Source organism: Aliarcobacter cryaerophilus ATCC 43158 (assembly GCF_003660105.1).
GTDB lineage: Bacteria > Campylobacterota > Campylobacteria > Campylobacterales > Arcobacteraceae > Aliarcobacter > Aliarcobacter cryaerophilus.
Window position 1 is genome coordinate 725496 of sequence record NZ_CP032823.1, and the last position, 19798, is coordinate 745293.

The following is a 19798-nucleotide window of genomic DNA, read 5'->3' on the forward strand; positions in this document are numbered from 1 at the left end:
AATAGATGAAAATTAACAATAAATTTAGATTGATTATAACACAAAATCTTAGTTCTAAGATTAATTCAAATATAGATAAAGCACTATTTAAAGCTTTCAAAAATGATAGTATTCCAATATTAAGAGTCTATTCTTGGGAGGATTGTATTACTTTTGGAGCAGGACAAGATATTGATGATTACAAAAAATTACAAAGTGATTACAAAAACAATGTTTCAAAAAGATTAACAGGTGGAGGAGTACTTTTTCATGGACACGATATTTCATATACAATTTTATTAAATCCAAGTGCAATAGAAAATCGTGATGTAAAAGAGACATATTTTTTTATTTGTCAATTTTTATTAAAATTTTATGAGAATTTAGGATTAAAACCAAAATTTGCAAAAGATGATGAAAGTATAGTTTTAAGTAAAAGTCCTTTTTGTCAAGTTGGATTTGAAGCATATGATATTATAATTGATGGTAAAAAAATAGGTGGAAATGCACAAAAAAGAGCTAAAAACTCTATTTTACAGCATGGTTCAATTCCACTTTTTAGTAAATCAAAAGTTGAGTTTATGGGTAGTTCTTTACAAGATTTTGGAATAAATTTGAGCTTTGAAGAGGCAAAAGATGGTTTAATAAAAGCTTTTAAAGAAGTTTTTGAAGTTGAAATATTTGAAGATAGTTTAAATGAAGAAGAGAAAAATATTTTAGAAAAAATAGAAGAGGAAAAATAGTGACACAAACAATAAATACAAATGAAGTAGCTTATAAAAAGCCACAGTGGTTAAGAAAAAAATTAACTCCACATACACAAGTTGAGATGGAAAATTTACTTAAAGATGTTGGTGGACTTCATACAATTTGTCAAGAGGCAAAATGTCCAAATATTAGTGAATGTTTTTCAAATAAAAATGCAACTTTTTTGATTTTGGGAAATATTTGTACAAGAAGATGTACCTATTGTAATGTAACAACAGGAATGCCAAAAAAAGTAGATGAAAGTGAAATAAAAAAAGTAACTACTTCTGTTTTAACTTTGGGCTTAAAATTTGTAGTTATTACAAGTCCAGCAAGAGATGATTTACCTGATGGTGGAGCAGAGCAGTTTTACAAAGTTACAAGAGATATTATTGAAAAATCTCCAGATACAAAAGTTGAGATACTAATCCCTGATTTTAAAGGAAATGATGAGAGTTTAAAAAGAGTTATAGATTCAGGTGCTACAATTATTGGACACAATGTAGAAACAGTTCCTTCTTTATATCGTATAAGAAGAAATGGAACTTATGGAAGAAGCTTAGAAGTTTTAAAAAGATTAAAAGAGTTGGGTGGTGATAAGATTAAAACAAAAAGTGCTTTGATGGTAGGACTTGGAGAAACACAAGATGAGATGATTCAAGTTTTTCAAGATTTATTAGATGTTGGTTGTAAGTTTTTAAGTATTGGACAATATCTTGCTCCTAGTGGAGATTTTGAGAAAGTTATTGAATTTGTAAAGCCAGAACAATTTGAGAAGTACGAAAAAATAGCTTATTCTATGGGCTTTGAATTTGTAAAAGCAAGTCCATATGCAAGAAGTTCTTATATGGCTCATCACTATTTAAATATGGCAAGTGCTTTGTAAAATAGAAAATTGCTTTATAGATGAGGTTGGTATTAAAAAAATTGAGGTAATTTTGGATTTATTAGGTGTTGAGTTTTCTTTAAGACCAAAAGGAAGACCAAGAACTCTTGAAGAGTTATAATAAAAATAACCAACCTCTAACACAAAATATAATATAATCCCACCTTAAAAATTTCAAAAAATAGAGAAAACATATGATAGAGCTAATAAACATACAAAAATCATACCCAACACAGACTTTATATCAAGATTTAAATCTACGTCTAAATAAAGGCGATAAAGTAGGGCTTGTCGGGCGAAATGGTACAGGAAAATCAACACTTTTTAAACTTATTTTAGGAGAAGAACAACCTGATAGTGGAGATGTCGCAACTCCAAAAAATTATAAAATAGGTGCTTTAAAACAATATTTTGACTTTAAAGAGAAGACTTTACTTGATGAAACAGCAACTGCTTTAAGTGAAGATGATAAGTACAATATTTATAAAGCTGAAAAAATATTGTTTGGTCTAGGATTTAGTGAAGAAGATTTACAAAAAGAGCCAAAGAGTTTTTCAGGTGGTTACCAAATACGAATAAATCTAGCAAAACTTCTTTTAACAGAACCAAATATGCTTTTACTTGATGAGCCTACAAACTACTTGGATATTTTATCTATTAGATGGTTAAGAGAGTTTTTAAAATCTTTTGATGGTGAAGTTATACTTATTACTCATGATAGAGATTTTATGAACAGTGTTTGTACTCACACTATGGGAATTATTAGAAAAAATGCTTTTATAATTGCTGGAAGTACAACTAAATTTTTTGAACAATTAGCAGCAAATGAAGAGCATTATGAAAAACAAAAAATTGCTCAAGATAAGAAAATAAAAGACCTCGAAGAGTTTATTGCAAAAAATAAAGCTCGTGCTTCTACAGCAACTTTGGCTCAATCAAAGGTAAAAATTCTAGAGAAAATGGAAGTTTTGGAAGATATTGTGTATGAAAAAGATTTGAAATTCGATTTCAATTACAAAGATACAAGTGCAAAATATCTACTTGAAGTAAAAGATGTAAGCTTTGGATACGATAAAAGTAATATTCTTTTTGAAGATATAACTTTTGCACTAAGCCGTGGCGAAACTTTGGGAATTATTGGAAAAAATGGAAAAGGTAAATCTACACTTTTAAATGTTCTTGCAGGTGAATTAAAGGCTCTTAGTGGAAGCGTAGATTTTCATCCAAGTACAGTTTTTGGTCATTTTGGTCAAACAAATATAAATCATTTAAATCAAAAACATACGATTATAGAAGAGATACAAAGTGTAAATAACAAAATATCAGAGTCAGTTATACGAAATATTTGTGGAATTATGATGTTTAGTGGAGATAATGCAAAGAAAAAGATATCTCTTCTTTCAGGTGGAGAAAAAAGTAGGGTAATGCTTGGAAAAATTATTGCACAAGATGTAAATCTTCTTTTCCTTGATGAGCCTACAAATCACCTTGATATTGAATCAATTGAAGCACTTACAACTGCTATAAAAGAGTTTGCTGGTTCAAGTATTATAGTAACTCATAGTGAAGAGTTATTAAGAGCAGTTTGTGATAGATTGATAGTTTTTACAAATGATGGAGCTGATTATTTTAATGGAACTTATGATGAGTTTTTAGAAAAAATAGGTTGGGGTGATGATATTGATGATTCAAAACCAACAAAAACTAAAGAGAGTGAAAAAAGCGATAAACCAAAAATAAATAAAAAAGAGAGCAAACAATTAAGAGCCCAATTGGTTGCTAAAAAAAGTCAAGATTTAAAACCTCTAAAAGCTAAAATAGAAGAGTTAGAAAATAAAGCTTCTACACTTTTGGGTCTTGATAAAACAAAAGTAGAAAATGAGATTTTAGAAGTTATGCAAAAAATTGAGAGTATAAACAGTGAATTTGACAAAAAAATGAGTGAGTTATCTTAATTAAAAATGAGCAAGGTGCAAAAAAGCACCAAGCTAAAACTTTTATTTGAATATGTCAGCTGTTTGGCTCTCATACCAAGCATAAGCATATTTTGCTTCTAAAATTCTAATATGACCATCTGGATCAGTTTCAGGACTTACTCCACCTGCTCCATCAACATTTTGTATTTTATCATCAAGTGCATTGTAAACAGCGGCAATAGAAATACCGTAGTTTGGACTTAATAAACTATAACAAGTATTTGCTAGTTTTGGAGGATTTAAAGGTTCTTGTTGTTTTAGCATTCTTGCTATTTGAAGAGCTACAACTTTTCCTTGAGTACTTGCACTAAATGCTGATTTTGGCATAGGTGCTGCATTTGAAGCATCTCCAATAACATGAACATTTTTAACTAATTTAGATTCAAAAGTTTTTGGATGAATATCACACCAATCTTTTCCTTCAGATACAAGTCCTGAATCAAATGCTAATTGAGAAGCTTTTTGATTTGGAATATAGTTTAAAACATCTGCTTTAAGCTCTTCATCTTCAGTTACAACTATTTTTTTAACTGGATCAACACTTACAACTTTTCCACCAAATTGTGCTGCTCTCCATTCAATTAAATCACCATAAAGCTCTTTCCAACCATTTGTAAATAGAGCTTGTTTTGAGAATTTATCTTTTTGGTCAAGAACTATTATTTTTGAATTTGGTTTGTTATTTTTAATATAGTGAGCTACAAGTGAAATTCTCTCATAAGGTCCAGGAGGACATCTAAAAGGATCAGCAGGTGCTACCATTACAAAAGTTCCACCATCTTTCATATTTTCAAGTTGTTTTTGAAGAATTGTAGTTTGCTCTCCTGCTTTTACAGCATGTGGTGCATGTTTTTCATTCTCTTTTGTATAACCTTTTTCATATTTAAAATCAATTCCAGGGCTTACAACAGCTTTTGTATAAGAGATTTTTTCTCCATTTTCCAAAATCACATTTTGATTTGCTCCATCAACTTTTGCAACTTTAGCATGTACTACTTTTATATTGTGTTTTTTTTCTAAAGTAGATAAATCACGTTTTATGAAATCCATTTTTTCCATACCAGCAATTACTGCATTTGAAAATGGACAAGTGTAATACTCTTTATTTTGTTCAACCAAAACAATTTCAACATTTGAATCAAATTTTCTCAAATATCTAGCAGTTGCAGCTCCACCAAAACCACCACCTACAATTACAACTCTTTTTTTGTTTGCAGGAATTGTAGATAAACCACTCGCTAAACTACCACAAGCAGTAAAAGATAGAGCCGTAGCTCCTAAAACTAATTTTCCGAAATCTCTTCTATTTATCATCGTTTATCCTTTTTGCTTATTTAACTTTTGAAAAGTAGTAAGATAGTTGCTCAAGCTCTTCATCAGTGAAACCTTTTGTGTGCTTTTGCATCATATGTGTATCAACTCTTTTTCCAGTTTTGTACTCAAGTAAAGTTTGATACATATAATTTTTGTCTAATCCAGCTATTTTTGGAATAGCAGTAGTAGATTTTCCATCAGTTCCATGACAGTTTGCACAAGAAAGTGATAGCATCTCACCTCTTACAGGGTCATAATCTACAGCAAACGATAAACTTGCGAAAGTTGCAAGTAAAAATGCCAGTTTTTTCATTTTATCTTCTCCTTTTATATAACAAATACAAATGAATGATAATTTAATAAACTTAATAAAAATTTAAAATATTAAATATATCTTATATAGAATTATAAAAAAAAATTATGTGTAAATTCTTCTCAATTTTTAATAAGGGGTAAATTATAAAAACATTGCAAAATGCAATATTTTTTAATGAATTTATAAAAAAGATAGTAATATTGCATTATGTTTATTCACATTGATTTAGATTGCTATTTTGTATCAGCACACAGAACTCTTGATAAAAGTTTACACAATATTCCAGTTGCTGTTGGTGGAAAAAGTAATGTAGATATTTTTTCACATACAAGAGTAAAAAGAACAATGGCAACAAATCGTGCCAGTTTTTCAAGCAAAATCTTAGATAACGAAGATGAAAAAAGTTCAGATAATTATTTTCTTGATGAAAATAATAAAATAAGAGGAATTATAACATCAGCTTCATATGAGGCAAGAGCTTTTGGAGTAAAAACAGCTATGAGTGTAAATGAAGCTTTAAAACTTTGTCCACACTTGAAGATGATAACTCCACAATATAATCTTTATGACGATTTATCTTCAAAATTAAAAGAGCTTTTAGAACTTGAAATTCCACTAATAGAGCAGTTTTCTATTGATGAATTTTTTGGTGATTTAAGTGGTTATATAAAAGAAGATGAAGCAGAAGAGTTTGCAATAAAGTTAAAAGATAAGATATTTAAAGAGCTAAATCTTCCTTGTTCTATTGGTTTAGCAAATACAAAATATTTATCAAAGCTTATGACAAATGAGGCAAAACCAAACAATATAAAGCTTTTAAAAAAAGATAATATTGAAGAGTTTACAAAAAATATTTTAATAGAAAATTTCACAGGTATAGGAAAATCTTTTTGTGAAAAACTAAGTGGTTATAATATAAAAACTTTAGGAGATATTAGAAAAAATAAAAATCTATTTTACTCTTTTGGAAAAGTTGGAGTAGATACATATAATAGAGTTTGTGGGATAAAAGATAGTAAATTAAATATAACAAAAGAGAAAAAAAGCATAGGTATTGGAAGAAGTTTTGATGTAGTTTTTAATAGAGATGAGCTTAAAAGAAGAACTATAATTTTAAGTAGATATTTGAGTTTTATAGTAAAAAAAGATGGACACAATCCTCTTTCTTTTCAAATTCAAATAAAATATGAGTCCGATATTAAATCAAAAGCACAAGAAAATAGTAATAAAATTTTTAATGAATTTGATTTTAGAAACTCTATAGTTAATCTATTTATAAAAGCAGATAAGCACAAAAATCATGGAGTTATTCAATTATATATTACAGTTTTCAATTTTGCAAAAAAAGGAGAACATACTTATAATTTATTTGAGTATGAAGAAGATTTAAAAAAAGACAAATTGGGTCAAAATATACAAAAACTAAGAGAAAAATTTGGAATAGATATATTTAAAAGTGCTTTTGAACTATAGTTAAAATATCACAATTTGTAATATTTTAACTATTTTAAAATAGATTTGGTTATAATCTTATAATTTAAAAAAAAGTGATATTAAAAATAATATGATTCAAAAAATATTAAAGTTAAAAAATGGGTTTTGAAATAAACGAAAAACAGTTAAGAATTCGTTATATAAGAGTTGTTGAGAAATTTCTAACAAGAACAATATCTTTGTTGAAACTGGAAAATTTCAATAAAGAACTTTTTTTAAAAAGAACTTCAAAAAATTATGAAGATATGTGTAAATCACAAAAAGTTGATCTTTATTCAGATTATTACTCTTTACTAAATAGTTTTATTGAAAAGACTATTGCTTTTACAAAAAATCCTAGCGAAAGTTTTGAAGATGAGAGAGCTATACTTTTAAAAGAGGCAAATTTACTTCAAAAAGAGAAAAACAAGAGTTCATATAAAAAAGATAAGCATAAAAAAGATAAGTATGATGATGGAAACTAGTGAAAAAAGCTTCAATCTTAGTGGAGTTTTAAAAAAAGTTTTATACAAAAATGATGAAACAAAATATACTATTGCAGTTTTAGAAAATAATCAAAAAATTTGTGGAGTCTATTTTGATGCAGATATTGAAAAACTTGTAGGAGAAGAGGTAATATTAACTGGAAATTGGATAACTCATAGTAAATATGGAGTTCAATTTGAGTTTAATACTTTACAGGTAAAAGAGCACGAACTCTTTTTTTTCCTTACAAAAATAATTAAAGGTTTTACAAAAAAATCAGCAACAGAGATTTTAGAAAAATATGGAGAAGAAGGCTTAATAAAGATTTTAGATGAAAATCCAAATGAACTTTTAAATTTTAAAGGTATAAAAGAGAAAAAACTAAAATCAATTTTAAACTCTTGGCACTCTTTTAAACATCTTCGAGAACTTGGTGCTTTTTTAGGAAAATTTGGAGTTACTTCAAATCTAATTACAAAAATATATTCAACTTTTAGTGAAGTTGAAAACTTAATTGAAAAGATAAAACAAAATCCATATATGTTGATAAACATAAAAGGAATAGGATTTAAAAGAGCAGATGAGATAGCAAAAGCTTTAGGAATAGATGTAAAATCACCTTTTAGAATAAAAGCTTGTTTAAATTATACTTTAAGAGAGTATTGCGATAACAACGGCAACTCTTCAATAGATAAATTTCATCTTTATAAACTTTTAGATGATAGTTTGAGGTTTTTTAAAGAGGATTTACTTTATGAAAATATATTAGTTGAAATGTTAGCAAAAGAGGAGATTTATAGTACAACTGAAAATCGTATTGCTCTTTCAATGTTATATTATTGTGAAAAGAAAATATTAGATTTTTTTAATATAAGAAAAGATAGTAAAAATAAAAAAATTATAGATAGTTTTGATGAATATTTAGAAAAAAAACAAAAAACTTTGGGGTTTACTCTAAGTAGTGAACAACAAAAAGCAGTTGAATTAATAAATTCTGGAGAAAAAACGCTATTTTTAATAGGATATGCAGGAACAGGAAAATCTACTTCAAGTAGAGCCATTTTAGAGCTTTTAGAAGAGATTGCTAGTTATGATGACATTATAGCTATTGCTTTAAGTGGAATTGCAAGTCAAAGAATAAGTGATACAACAGGTTATAACTCAAGCACAATTCAAAGTCTTTTAGTAAAACATAAAGAGAAAGATTTTTTTCCATATAAAGTTATTTTACTAGATGAAGCTTCAATGGTAAATTCTGTTACCTTTTCTCAAATTATAAGTAAAATAAGTGATGATACAATTTTTATAATTGTGGGAGATGATGGGCAACTTCCAGCTATTGGAGCTGGAAATATATTAGCTGATAGTATAAAATATGAACTAGCCCCAATATGTAAACTTACAAAAATTTATAGACAAAATGAGAATCAAGCAATAGCAGTAATTGCAAATGATATAAGAAAAGGTGAATTACCAAATTATAAAGAAGAGTATGAGGATTTTAAGTTTGTTGATGTATCAATAGGAAATTACTACTCTATGAAAAATTCTTTAAGTCAAAATGAATTTTCAGATATGAGAGGTGAAAATAGTGATTATATTTTAAATAATATTTTAAATATTGCAAGTAATTATATACAAAATTACTATGATTTTATAAAAGAGAAAAATATAGGAAAAGCACTTACTTTGTTTCAAGTAATTACACCTATGAAAGGTGGAGTTTTAGGAGTTGAAAATTTAAATATAGAACTTCAAAGATTATTTAATCATACAAAAAATAAAAGTTTGAAGATAAAAGAGATTGAATATAAGCTTACAGATAAAGTAATTCATATAAAAAATGAGAATATGAAAGCTCAGACTATGAGTATGTATAAATCAAATTCTACTGAATTTATGGAAAGAAGAGTTTATAACGGACAGCTTGGATTAGTAATAAAATTAGATTTTGATGAGAAAAAGTGTGTAGTTTTATATCCAAATGATGATATGGTTGTCTTTTACGACTTTGATAATATTCATCATCTTTTAAATTTAGCATATTGTCTAACAATTCACAAAACACAAGGAATGGAGTATGAAAATGCGTTAATTCCTATGAGTTTCTCACACTATATAATGCACAACACAAAACTACTTTATACAGCAATAACAAGAGCAAAAAGTATGTGTTTTATTGTTGGAGAAGAAGAAGCTTTTAAAAGTGCTTGTAAAAAAATAGAAGTAACAATAAGAGAGAGTGTTATAAATGATTTATTGTGCAATAAAGATAAAAAAATTGAAACAAATAGTTTATCCATAAGCGTTTAAATAACATAAAAGCAAGATTTTTGTATCATAATCTCTAAATTTTTTTTAAGGGTTTATTTTATGATAACTTGGATGCAAAGACATAAAAAGTGGTTGGTTATTACGATTTGGATTAGTACTATTGCCTTTGTAGGTGCTGGATTTGTAGGTTGGGGATCATATGACTATGGTAGTAAAGGTGGCGTTGTTGCAACTGTTGGAGATAAAGAGATTAGTGTAGAAGAGTACCAGCAAGAGTATTCAAATCTTTATAATCAATATTCACAAATTTTTGGAGCATCTTTTAATAAAGAGTTAGCAGAGCAATTAAGATTAAAAGATGTTGCATTTTCTCAACTTTTACAAAAAAACCTTCTTATGTCTTATGGTAACTCTTTAGGCTTGATGGTAACTGATGAAGAGATTGCAAAAGAGTTGATTAATTATGAAGAGTTTAAAGTAGATGGTAAATTTAACAAAAATCAATATGTAAATGTTTTACAACAAAATAGAATGTCACCTCAAGAGTTTGAAAATAGTCTTAAAAATTCAATACTTTTTCAAAAAGTTCAAGCTCTTTTTAGTATAGAACCAACTCCAAATGAGATAGAAAATATTAGCAAACTATTATTTATAGAAGATGATATTACTTATAAAATATTAACTTTGGATGATGTTGATGTAAACAGTGTAGATGAGAGTGAACTTAAAAAATATTTTGATGAAAATCAAAATGCATATAAAAGTGAAGTTTCTTATGATTTAGAGATAAAAGAGTTTCCTCTTTCTTCTTCTAACTCTACGCAAGAAGATATAAAAAATCATTTTGACAAATTTAAAAGTGACTATAAATTTGAAAATGGAAAGTTAAAATCTTTTGAAGAGGCAAAAGATGAGATTATAAGAGATTTAGATGAGAGTTTTAGTAAAAAAGAGGCTCTTACTCTTTACTTAAAACTTAAAAAATCTGAAGATAATTTTGATAAAAAAGCAACTTATTCTGAGACTAAAATTCCATTTTTACCTGAAAATGTTCAAAAAATTAAAGAGTTAAAAAAAGAAGAGATTTTAAAACCATTTTTTGAAAATAATAGATTTTATATAGTAAAACTATCAAAATTAAACTCTTCTGTTAATTTAACTTTTGAACAAGCAAGGGCAAAAGTAATTGAAAACTATAAGCTTAATTTGAAAGCAAAAAAATTAGACGAATTAGCAAAAAATAGTCTAAAAGATTTTAAAGGAAATGAAGCAACTGGTGTAAATAGAGCAAGTGCTGCTAAAATTAAAGGATTAAACGAGCAAGAAGCAATAGAGTTTCTTGGACAACTTTTTGCTAGTTCTACAAAAGATGGAATTGCAAAAGTTGGTTCAAAAGTTGTTTTATATAGAATAAACGACTCAAAAATGGCTTCTTATGACAAGGCAAAAGATAGTTTTGTAAGAGATGAGATAAAACAAGTTCAGAATTCTGATTTATTATCAAATTTACTTAAAAAACTTGAAAATAGTATTGCAATAAAAACATCAATGCAAACAAAGGAGTAGTTTTGAATAATACAAATGATATTTTTCTTACAATAAATATTGGTTCAAGTGTTACAAGTGCAGTAATAACTAAACCAAAATATGATTTAGATAATAGTATTGAAATTTTAGGTTTTGGTGTTCAAGATAGTGTTGGAGTAAATAAAGGACTTATAACAAATATTGAAGATGTTTCAAGAACAATAAAAGATGCAATACTTCAAGCAAAAGAGAGTGTAACAGAGACTATTGGAACGACTGTTGTATCTATTTCTGGAAATTACACAAGAGGAATCAAAGCAACTGGATATGTAACTATTCCAAATGGACTTGTTTCTGAAACTGATATAAATCAAGCAATGCAAATGGCTCTTTCAAACTCTATAATTTTGCCTGATTATGATGTTGTTCACGTAATACCACTATTTTTTAAAGTAGATGATCAAGAAGTAGAAAACCCTTTTAATATGAATGGTTCAAAACTTGAAGCATCTGTTTATATTGTAACTGCAAAAAGAAATGCACTAATTAATATAAAATCAGCACTAAGAATTTTTGGTATAGATGATGTTAGATTTGTACTTGATTCTTATGCAGCATCTTTAGCAGTTTTAGATGAACAACAAAAAAGAATAGGTGCAGTTGTGATTAACTTAGGTGCTTCAACAACTGAGTTTGTATATCACAAAGGAAACTCTATAATTTATAATGGATTTATTCCAGTTGGTTCAAAAAATATTACAAATGACTTATCTTTGATGTTAAATACACCTCTTAGAACAGCTGAAAAAATAAAAATTGAGTATGGTTCTTTAATCAAAGATTACTTTGGAAATGGAGAAGTTGGACCTTCAAATGTTGGAGTTTCACAAATAAATGATGAAGAGTATTTCAAAGAGTTCCCTTTAGGACATATTCAAACAATTATTCATGCAAGAGTAGAAGAACTTTTGGTTTTAGTTAAAAATGAGTTAAAAAAGAATGCATTACTTGATAATATTGGTTCAGGAATAGTACTAACAGGTGGAATGAGTGAACTAGGTGGAATAAAAGAGCTTACAAAAAATATCTTTGAGAAAATTCCAGTAACAGTTTCAGCTCCAAAAAATCTTCCAAATTCATTTAGAGTTAGTTTTGATGAACCAAATATGGCAACAGTTGTTGGATTAATTATGTTTGCTTTAGGAATGAATAGAGGTTATCAATTAGATTCTAGTAAAAAATTAATTAGACCTATTAGAAAAGGTCAAGTTCATGATAAGTTTATTGCTCCACCAACTTCACATATTGGACAAGCTGGACCTGATATGAGAATAAGAACAAATGATACAATCTTAGACCCTTTACCAAAAGATAAAAAGAAAAAAGGTCTTGGACTTTGGAAAAAAATTGAGGAGTGGTTTTAATGGAAAATAGTAGCAGTCATAATCTATTTAGAGTAGATGATATAACAATAAAAGAGGATATGCCTACAAAAGCACTATCAAACAATCTTCCAAAAATCGCTGTAATAGGTGTTGGTGGAGGTGGTTGTAATATGATTAATTATATGATTGAAGAAGGTAGTCATATGATTGATTTAATAGTTGCAAATACAGATTTAAAAGTTCTTCATATCTCAAAAGCTCCAAAAAAGATTGAATTAGGACCTATGCTTACAAATGGTTTTGGTGCTGGAATGGATCCTGAAGTTGGAAGAAACTCAGCACTTGAAAGTTATGATGAGATAAAAGAGACACTAAAAGGTTCAGATATTGTTTTTGTTGCCGCTGGATTGGGTGGAGGTACGGGAACAGGAGCTGCTCCTATTATTGCAAAAGCAGCTAGAGAAGTTGGAGCTTTGACTGTTTCTGTTGTTACTAAGCCTTTTGGTTTTGAAGGACGAATGAGAGCCGCTTTGGCTAATTTAGGTCTTGAAGAGCTTAAAAAAGTTAGTGACTCTTTGATTGTTATTGCAAATGATAAACTAAGAGAAGCTGTTGATGAGACAATTGGTATAAAAAATGCTTTTAAAGTTACAGATAATATTTTATATCAAGCTGTAAATGGAATGAGCCAAGTTATATTAAATCCAGGTAGTGGAAATGATATAAATGCCGATTTTGCAGATGTTAAAACTATTATGAAGCATAAAGGTATCGCCTTAATGGGAATAGGAAAAGCAAAAGGCGATGAAGCTACAAGTAGAGCTTTGGATAATGCTATAAACTCTCCTTTACTAGAAAAAGTGCCTTTGGATGGAGCAAAAGGAATTTTAATTCACTTTACAATAAGTCCAGAAATCTCTCTTTTTGCAATAGAAGATGTTATGAATAATATAAATCAAAGAGTAGATATAAATGCTCAAATTATTTTTGGAACTACAACAGATACAGATTTTGAAAGAGATGAAGTAAAAATTACTATCATAGCAACTGGATTTGAATCTAAAAATGAGATAAAAGAGGAACAAAAAGAGAGCAATGAAAATGAGATTGAAGCTATAAAAGTTGAAGCAGTTGAAAGCACTCTTGATACTCCACCTCTTATGAGAGGTTATACAGTAGAGTATCCTCTTCACTAAAACTAAAATCATTTAATAAAATATATAAGCATACAAACTCAAATATTTGAGCTTGTATGCTTTTTTTATTTATATTTCGTAATCCAAAGGTTTTTGTTTTTTATCATCATCTTCCCACTCAAATAAGAAACACATAGGAAGTTTATCTTTTTTATAAAGTATTTTTCCAGTTATAAAACCAGATACTCCTATAGAAATTATTGCTAAAAATGAGCTAAACACAAGAGTAGAAATACCACTTAAACCTTGCCCTACAGTACATCCAATAGCCATAATTCCACCAACTCCCATCATAGAGCCACCTATCATATTGTATTTTAGTTTATTAAAATTCATTTTTGATGTACATCCAAAACTATATTTTTTATTAAAAAATGTTGAAAAATATGCACCAAAAATTGCACCTAAAACAATACAAACTCCAATAGATAACTCTGTTATTTCAAAAAAAGTAAAAAATTCTAAAGTTTTTGCACTAGGAAATACATAACTTAAAGCTTGAACTTGAATCTCTTTTTCAATACTTTCAGCTCCAATATATCCAGAAATCAACCAAGAAAGACCAACTAAAAATCCAATAATAACACCATCATATAAACTAAAAACTCTTTTTACTTTTTTTACAAAATATGCCAAAAGTAAAACTAAAATAACTAAAACAAAGTAGATATTTAGAGTAAAGTTTGATAAATTACTTGAAATATCTATCATAAATTGATTGTTTATAAAACCATTTACAACTCCAAACAAAATCCCTTTTGTACTTGCAAATGCAAAAATTGCAATAAAAAGAAGAGTTACCAAAGCATTTGCATCACCTTGAGAAAATTTTACTATACTTCTGCTACTACAACCATCTGCTATCATCATTCCAGCACCAAATAAAGCACCACCAACAATAATAGCAAAGTAGTTAATATTATTTTTAAAATAACTACTAGAACTCAAATCTATATCAAAAATAGATGCAAATATTTGAGTAGAAAGAATAGCTACAATCATAGCCATAACTACGCTAGCTGCTCTTTTTGTTGATTTAATTTGTATATAATCTTTTAAACTTCCACTAAAACAGAACTGTTTTTGTTGAGCAAAAAAACCAAATACAAAAGCAATAGCAAAAAATGCTATAAAAACAATTTCATAAATTTCTAAATCAAACACTAAATTTCCTCCTCATCATCTTCCATGTCTTCTAAATCTAGCAAAATATTTTCTGCTTCATTTTGAGTTAATTTATTTTCATTTATAAGTTTCAAAGCCTCATCATAAAACTTTTTTACTTCTAAAAAATAGTTTAATTCCTCTTTTATCTCTTCATCATTTTTCTTTGAAAGTAACTTTTCTAAAGCTTCTATTTCAGTTTTTAATTCTGGTAAAACCTCTTTTTCTAAAAGTTTTTTTAACTCTTCAATTTTATTCACAAAAATCCTTTATATAATTTTTAACTATAATTATATAAAAATTTACTTATATTATATGTGTAAAAAGTTTTTTATGTTTAAATTTCTTAAAAATATGTCACTAAAAGGCTTTTTTATTTTAGTTTAGATAGACTTTAATCCAAAAAATAGAAAAATTTGGAATATATTTTGGAAATAGAGACAAAAAAAGAGAAATTTAATGAACCACTTTATCTTGAAAGTGGAAGACTTCTTGAAGAGTTTGAGATAGTTTATGAAACTTATGGAAAATTAAATGAAGATAAATCAAACGTTATAATTATTTGTCATGCTTTATCTGGAAGTCATCACGCAGCTGGTCGTTATGAAAATGAGGCGAAAGCTGGTTGGTGGGATAAATTTATTGGAGATAAAAAAGCTATTGATACAGAAAAATATTTTGTAATTTGCTCAAATAACATAGGAAGTTCATATGGTTCTACGAGTCCTTTGAGTATTAATCCATCAACAAAAAAAGAGTATAGATTAAAATTTCCTGTTCTAACAATTTCAGATATTGTAAATGCTCAAATGAGACTTTATAAAAAATTGGGTATAAAAAATGCAGTTGCAGTTGTTGGTGGAAGTATGGGTGGAATGCAAGCACTTTGTTATGCAATCGAACATCCAACTTTTGCAAAACACTATATTCCAATGGCAACAACTGCATATACAAGACCTTGGGCAATAGCTTTAAATAAAATAGCTATTGAGGCAATAAGACACGATATAAATTTTAAAAATGGAAATTATGAAAAAGATGATTTAAAAGCAAAAGGATTAGTTGGACTTGCTGTTGGAAGAATGGCTGGATTAATAGCATATTTGAGTCCAAATTTATTTATAAACAAATTTGGAAGAGATTATGTTGAAACAGATGGACTTTATGAACTTTTTGGAAGATTTGAGATAGAAAAATATCTTGAACACAACTCTTATAGTTTTCCCAAATTTTTTGATCCATTATCTTATCTTTATATTTGTAAAACAATTAATATTTTTGATGCAGGAAGAAATAAAGATAAATTAGAGGATTCATTTTTAAAAATAGAAGGAAAACTTCATTTAATTGCTTTTAAAGATGATATGTTGTTTTTTCCAAATGAGATGGAAGAGATTAGAGATATTATGATAAAAATAGGTAAAAAAGAGCAAGTTACATTTAAATTAGTAGATAGTTCAAGTGGTCATGACTCTTTTTTAGTTGAAGTTGAGAAATTTAAAGAACATATAAAAGATATTTTAAAGGATTAAAAATGGAAGATATTAAAAATAAAGAAGATATTAATTTTGAAGATAAAATTGCAAAAGCAAAAGAGCTTTTAGAAAAACTTTCAAACCCACAAATTACAATAAATGAGTCATTAAAGTTATATAACGATGGTTTAAAAGAGTTAGAACTTGCTCAAAAGTTGCTAGAAGAAGCAAAATTAATTTTTGTTACTCAAAGCAATAATTCCTTATAAAACTTTATACAATAGAGGCTTTATAACGAAACCTTAAGTGCTTTTTAGATAAACTTGCCAAATTTTTAAATCAGTGAAAGGAAAGTTATGCCAAAAAGAGAAGATATAAAAAACATTTTGTTGATTGGTTCAGGACCAATTGTTATAGGACAGGCGTGTGAGTTTGATTATTCTGGTACTCAAGCAACAAAAACTTTAAAAGAGCTAGGATATAGAGTTGTTCTTGTGAACTCAAACCCAGCAACTATCATGACAGATCCAGAATTTGCTGATAAAACTTATATAGAACCAATTACAGAAGAGGTTGTTTTAAATATAATTAAAAAAGAGAATATAGATGCTATTTTGCCAACAATGGGTGGACAAACTGCATTAAATATAGCAACATCAATGTATTCAAAAGGGCTTTTAGAGGGAATTACTTTTTTAGGAGTTCATCCAGAAGCTATTAAAAAAGGTGAAGATAGACATCTTTTTACTGAAAGTATGAAAAAAATAGGATTAGATTTACCAAGAAGTGAAAATGCTTATACTCTTGAAGAAGCTATGAAGCTTGCAAAAGATATAGGATTCCCTGTTATTAGTCGTGCTTCATTTACTCTTGCAGGAGCTGGAAGTGGAGTTGCTTATAATATGGAAGAGTTTAAATCTTTGGCACAAGCTGGACTAGATGCTTCACCAATTAATGAAATTGAGATTTTAGAGTCTGTTTTAGGTTGGAAAGAGTATGAAATGGAGATAATTAGAGATACAAATGATAATTGTATTGTTGTTTGTTCTATTGAAAATCTTGATCCTATGGGAGTTCATACAGGTGATAGTATTACTATTGCACCAGCACTTACACTTACAGATAAAGAGTATGCAGTTATGAGAGAAGCTTCTTTTGCAATTTTAAGAGAAGTGGGAGTAAATAGTGGTGGTTCAAATGTGCAATTTGCTATGTGCCCAAATACAGGAAGAATGATTGTAATTGAGATGAATCCTAGAGTTTCAAGAAGCTCAGCACTTGCATCTAAAGCTACTGGTTACCCAATAGCAAAAGTTTCAACACTTCTAGCAGTTGGATTTACACTAGATGAGATTACAAATGATATGACAGGAACATTAGCAAGTTTTGAGCCTGCAGTTGATTATATTGTTGCAAAAGTTCCTAGATTTACATTTGAAAAGTTCCCAAAAGCAAATTCTACTTTGACAACTTCTATGAAAAGTGTTGGTGAAGTTATGTCTATTGGAAGAAATTTTAATGAGACTATTCAAAAAGCTTATTGTTCATTAGAGACTGGTCTTAGTGGATTTGATAGTATAACAACAGATTTAGAATTAATCAAAAAAGAAATCAGAAGACCAAATGATAAAAGACTTCAATATCTAATGGATGGTATGAGACAAGGTTTAACAAATGAAGATATTTTTGAGTTATCAAAAATAGACCCTTGGTTTTTAGCTAAGTTTAGAGAGATGTACGAGATGGAACTTTCTATGACTCCTGCAATTTTAAAAGATGAAGCACTTTTAAGAAAAGTTAAATCAAATGGATTTAGCGATAAATTTATTTCAAATGTTATTGGAAAAACTGAAGAAGATGTATATCTTGCACGAAAAGCTTTGGATATAGATTTTGAATACAATGAAGTTGATACTTGTGCAGGAGAGTTTAAAGCTCTAAACCAATACTTATATTCAACTACAAATGTTTCAAAAATTCCAAAAGTAGAAATTCCTAAATCAACTCAGAAAAAAGTTATGATTATTGGTGGAGGACCAAATAGAATTGGTCAAGGAATTGAGTTTGACTACTGTTGTGTACATGCAAGTTTTGCACTAACTGAAATGGGTGTTAAAACAATTATGTATAACTGTAACCCTGAAACTGTAAGTACAGATTATGATACATCAGATGTTTTATATTTTGAACCAATTGATTTTGAACATGTAAGAAGTGTAGTTGAAAAAGAGCAACCAGATGGTGTAATAGTTCATTTTGGTGGACAAACTCCTTTAAAACTTGCACAAGTTTTAACGAAAGCTGGAGCAAAAATTATTGGAACAACAGCAGATGTTATTGATTTAGCGGAAGATAGAAAAAAATTCTCTGCATTTGTTGAAAAAATTGGTCTTTTACAACCAGAAAATGGAACAGCTGTAAAACTCGATGAAGCTATAAAAATAGCTGAAAAAATTGGATATCCAGTATTAGTAAGACCTTCATTTGTTCTTGGTGGAAGAGGTATGAAGATTGTTTACTCTACTGAAGAGTTAAAACAATATATGGATGAAGCAGTAAGTGTTTCAAATGATGCTCCTGTTTTAATTGATAAATTCCTTGATAGAGCAATCGAACTTGATGTTGATTGTATTTGTGATGGAAAAGAGGTTTATATTGGTGGAATTATGCAACATATTGAAGAAGCTGGTATTCACTCAGGTGATAGTGCTTGTTCACTTCCTCCAATTTCTATAAGTGATGATTTAATTAAAGAATTAGAATCAAAAACTAAAGAGATGGCTTTAGGTCTTGGAGTTGTTGGGCTTATGAACACTCAATATGCAATTCATAAAGGAGAGATTTATTTAATCGAAGTAAATCCAAGAGCATCTAGAACTGTTCCTTTTGTATCTAAAGCAACAGGAATGCCACTTGCTAAAATAGCAACTAGAGTTATGTGGGGACAAAGTTTAAAAGAGGCATTAAAAGTATATGATAGAGATATTGTATATGAAGAAAATGGTGTTTTAAAACCAAGATTAAAAGATCATGTTGCTGTTAAAGAGTCTGTTTTCCCATTTAATAAACTAGTAGGTGCAGATTTACTTTTAAGTCCTGAAATGAAAAGTACAGGTGAAGTTATGGGAATTGCTTCAAATTTTGCGATGGCATTTGCAAAATCACAAAATGCAGCTAAAAACTCTCTTCCAAAAAGTGGAAAAGTATTTATCTCTTTATGTGATTTGGACAAAGAGTTTGCTTCAACTATTGCAAAAAGTTTAGTTGATAGTGGATTTACAATATGTGCAACAGGTGGAACTGAAAAAATTATATCTGAAGCTGGAATTGCTTGTGAGAAAGTTTTAAAAGTTAGTGAAGGAAGACCAAATATCACAGATTTATTGACAAATGGTGATATAGTAATGGCAATAAATACAAGTGGAGAACAAGAAGCTTCAAAAGATGACGGAAAAGAGATAAGAAGAGCAGTTTTAAGAATGAGTGTTCCTTATTTTACAACTGTTGCTGCTGCATTTGCTGCTACAGATGCAATCAAAGAGATGAAAACGTCAGATGTTTCAACTCCGAAATCAATTCAAGAGTATTTAAACTACTAAA

At 28.4% G+C, this 19798-nt stretch carries 17 protein-coding genes; 13 read left to right on the plus strand and 4 right to left on the minus strand.

What is annotated here, in order from left to right:
- Positions 1–5: 5 nt before the first annotated feature.
- From ACRYA_RS03640 to ACRYA_RS03650, 4 genes are all read left to right on the plus strand, one after another.
- Complete coding sequence (locus ACRYA_RS03640) at positions 6–722, plus strand: lipoate--protein ligase family protein (protein ID WP_105917727.1); 717 nt, start codon at positions 6–8, stop codon at positions 720–722.
- Entirely contained in the window at positions 722–1612 is an 891-nt protein-coding gene (gene lipA, locus ACRYA_RS03645; protein ID WP_228199779.1) for a lipoyl synthase, read from the plus strand. The genes ACRYA_RS03640 and lipA overlap by 1 nt, the downstream gene beginning before the upstream one ends.
- Positions 1602–1733, plus strand: coding sequence for a hypothetical protein (locus ACRYA_RS10875; RefSeq protein WP_265735140.1), 132 nt, complete (start codon positions 1602–1604; stop codon positions 1731–1733). The genes lipA and ACRYA_RS10875 overlap by 11 nt, the downstream gene beginning before the upstream one ends.
- A gap of 73 nt (positions 1734–1806) precedes the next feature.
- Positions 1807–3567, plus strand: coding sequence for an ABC-F family ATP-binding cassette domain-containing protein (locus ACRYA_RS03650; RefSeq protein WP_105917726.1), 1761 nt, complete (start codon positions 1807–1809; stop codon positions 3565–3567).
- 42 nt (positions 3568–3609) lie between these two features.
- On the opposite strand, the gene ACRYA_RS03655 is transcribed toward ACRYA_RS03650, so the two are convergent.
- Positions 3610–4902 carry an NAD(P)/FAD-dependent oxidoreductase gene (locus ACRYA_RS03655; RefSeq protein ID WP_105917725.1) on the minus strand — a complete coding sequence of 431 codons (1293 nt, stop codon included), beginning with the start codon at positions 4900–4902 and terminating at the stop codon, positions 3610–3612.
- Positions 4903–4918: 16 nt separating this feature from the next.
- On the minus strand, positions 4919–5215 hold the full coding sequence (locus ACRYA_RS03660) for a c-type cytochrome (RefSeq protein WP_081560523.1): 297 nt from the start codon (positions 5213–5215) through the stop codon (positions 4919–4921).
- A gap of 210 nt (positions 5216–5425) precedes the next feature.
- Between ACRYA_RS03660 and ACRYA_RS03665 the strand changes: the two genes are divergently transcribed.
- From ACRYA_RS03665 to ftsZ, 6 genes are all read left to right on the plus strand, one after another.
- On the plus strand, positions 5426–6691 hold the full coding sequence (locus ACRYA_RS03665; protein WP_105917724.1) for a Y-family DNA polymerase: 1266 nt from the start codon (positions 5426–5428) through the stop codon (positions 6689–6691).
- Between the two features lie 119 nt (positions 6692–6810).
- A complete protein-coding gene (locus ACRYA_RS03670) occupies positions 6811–7176 on the plus strand; it encodes a hypothetical protein (protein ID WP_105917723.1) in 366 nt (121 codons plus the stop codon).
- Complete coding sequence (locus ACRYA_RS03675; protein WP_228199780.1) at positions 7160–9490, plus strand: AAA family ATPase; 2331 nt, start codon at positions 7160–7162, stop codon at positions 9488–9490. The genes ACRYA_RS03670 and ACRYA_RS03675 overlap by 17 nt, the downstream gene beginning before the upstream one ends.
- Before the next feature lie 60 nt (positions 9491–9550).
- Positions 9551–11017: a peptidylprolyl isomerase gene (locus tag ACRYA_RS03680; RefSeq protein WP_105917722.1), complete on the plus strand. Its 1467-nt coding sequence runs from the start codon at positions 9551–9553 to the stop codon at positions 11015–11017.
- Positions 11018–11019: 2 nt separating this feature from the next.
- Positions 11020–12402: a cell division protein FtsA gene (gene ftsA, locus ACRYA_RS03685; RefSeq protein WP_105917721.1), complete on the plus strand. Its 1383-nt coding sequence runs from the start codon at positions 11020–11022 to the stop codon at positions 12400–12402.
- A 47-nt stretch (positions 12403–12449) separates the two neighbouring features.
- Entirely contained in the window at positions 12450–13559 is a 1110-nt protein-coding gene (gene ftsZ, locus ACRYA_RS03690) for a cell division protein FtsZ (protein WP_370684718.1), read from the plus strand.
- A gap of 69 nt (positions 13560–13628) precedes the next feature.
- On the opposite strand, the gene ACRYA_RS03695 is transcribed toward ftsZ, so the two are convergent.
- Both ACRYA_RS03695 and ACRYA_RS03700 read right to left on the minus strand, forming a co-directional pair.
- Positions 13629–14723, minus strand: coding sequence for a YeeE/YedE family protein (locus tag ACRYA_RS03695; protein ID WP_105917719.1), 1095 nt, complete (start codon positions 14721–14723; stop codon positions 13629–13631).
- The gene (locus ACRYA_RS03700; protein WP_105911956.1) at positions 14723–14983 is read right to left on the minus strand and encodes a hypothetical protein; all 261 of its coding nucleotides are present in this window, start codon (positions 14981–14983) and stop codon (positions 14723–14725) included. The genes ACRYA_RS03695 and ACRYA_RS03700 overlap by 1 nt, the downstream gene beginning before the upstream one ends.
- 168 nt (positions 14984–15151) lie before the next feature.
- Between ACRYA_RS03700 and metX the strand changes: the two genes are divergently transcribed.
- The 3 genes from metX (at position 15152) to carB (ending at position 19797) form a co-directional block, all read left to right on the plus strand.
- On the plus strand, positions 15152–16255 hold the full coding sequence (metX, locus tag ACRYA_RS03705; protein WP_105917718.1) for a homoserine O-acetyltransferase MetX: 1104 nt from the start codon (positions 15152–15154) through the stop codon (positions 16253–16255).
- Between the two features lie 2 nt (positions 16256–16257).
- Entirely contained in the window at positions 16258–16467 is a 210-nt protein-coding gene (xseB, locus tag ACRYA_RS03710; protein ID WP_105917717.1) for an exodeoxyribonuclease VII small subunit, read from the plus strand.
- Positions 16468–16554: 87 nt separating this feature from the next.
- Entirely contained in the window at positions 16555–19797 is a 3243-nt protein-coding gene (carB, locus tag ACRYA_RS03715; RefSeq protein WP_105917716.1) for a carbamoyl-phosphate synthase large subunit, read from the plus strand.
- The last annotated feature ends 1 nt before the right edge of the window (position 19798 follow it).

Coding starts and splice junctions, on each gene's coding strand:
- ACRYA_RS03675 (WP_228199780.1), top strand. CDS start 7,160: ATGATGATGGAAACTAGTGAAAAAAGCTTCAATCTTAGTGGAGTTTTA.
- carB (WP_105917716.1), top strand. CDS start 16,555: ATGCCAAAAAGAGAAGATATAAAAAACATTTTGTTGATTGGTTCAGGA.
- ACRYA_RS03650 (WP_105917726.1), top strand. CDS start 1,807: ATGATAGAGCTAATAAACATACAAAAATCATACCCAACACAGACTTTA.
- ACRYA_RS03670 (WP_105917723.1), top strand. CDS start 6,811: ATGGGTTTTGAAATAAACGAAAAACAGTTAAGAATTCGTTATATAAGA.
- ACRYA_RS03655 (WP_105917725.1), bottom strand. CDS start 4,902: ATGATAAATAGAAGAGATTTCGGAAAATTAGTTTTAGGAGCTACGGCT.
- ACRYA_RS03680 (WP_105917722.1), top strand. CDS start 9,551: ATGATAACTTGGATGCAAAGACATAAAAAGTGGTTGGTTATTACGATT.
- ACRYA_RS03665 (WP_105917724.1), top strand. CDS start 5,426: ATGTTTATTCACATTGATTTAGATTGCTATTTTGTATCAGCACACAGA.
- ACRYA_RS03660 (WP_081560523.1), bottom strand. CDS start 5,215: ATGAAAAAACTGGCATTTTTACTTGCAACTTTCGCAAGTTTATCGTTT.
- ACRYA_RS03640 (WP_105917727.1), top strand. CDS start 6: ATGAAAATTAACAATAAATTTAGATTGATTATAACACAAAATCTTAGT.
- xseB (WP_105917717.1), top strand. CDS start 16,258: ATGGAAGATATTAAAAATAAAGAAGATATTAATTTTGAAGATAAAATT.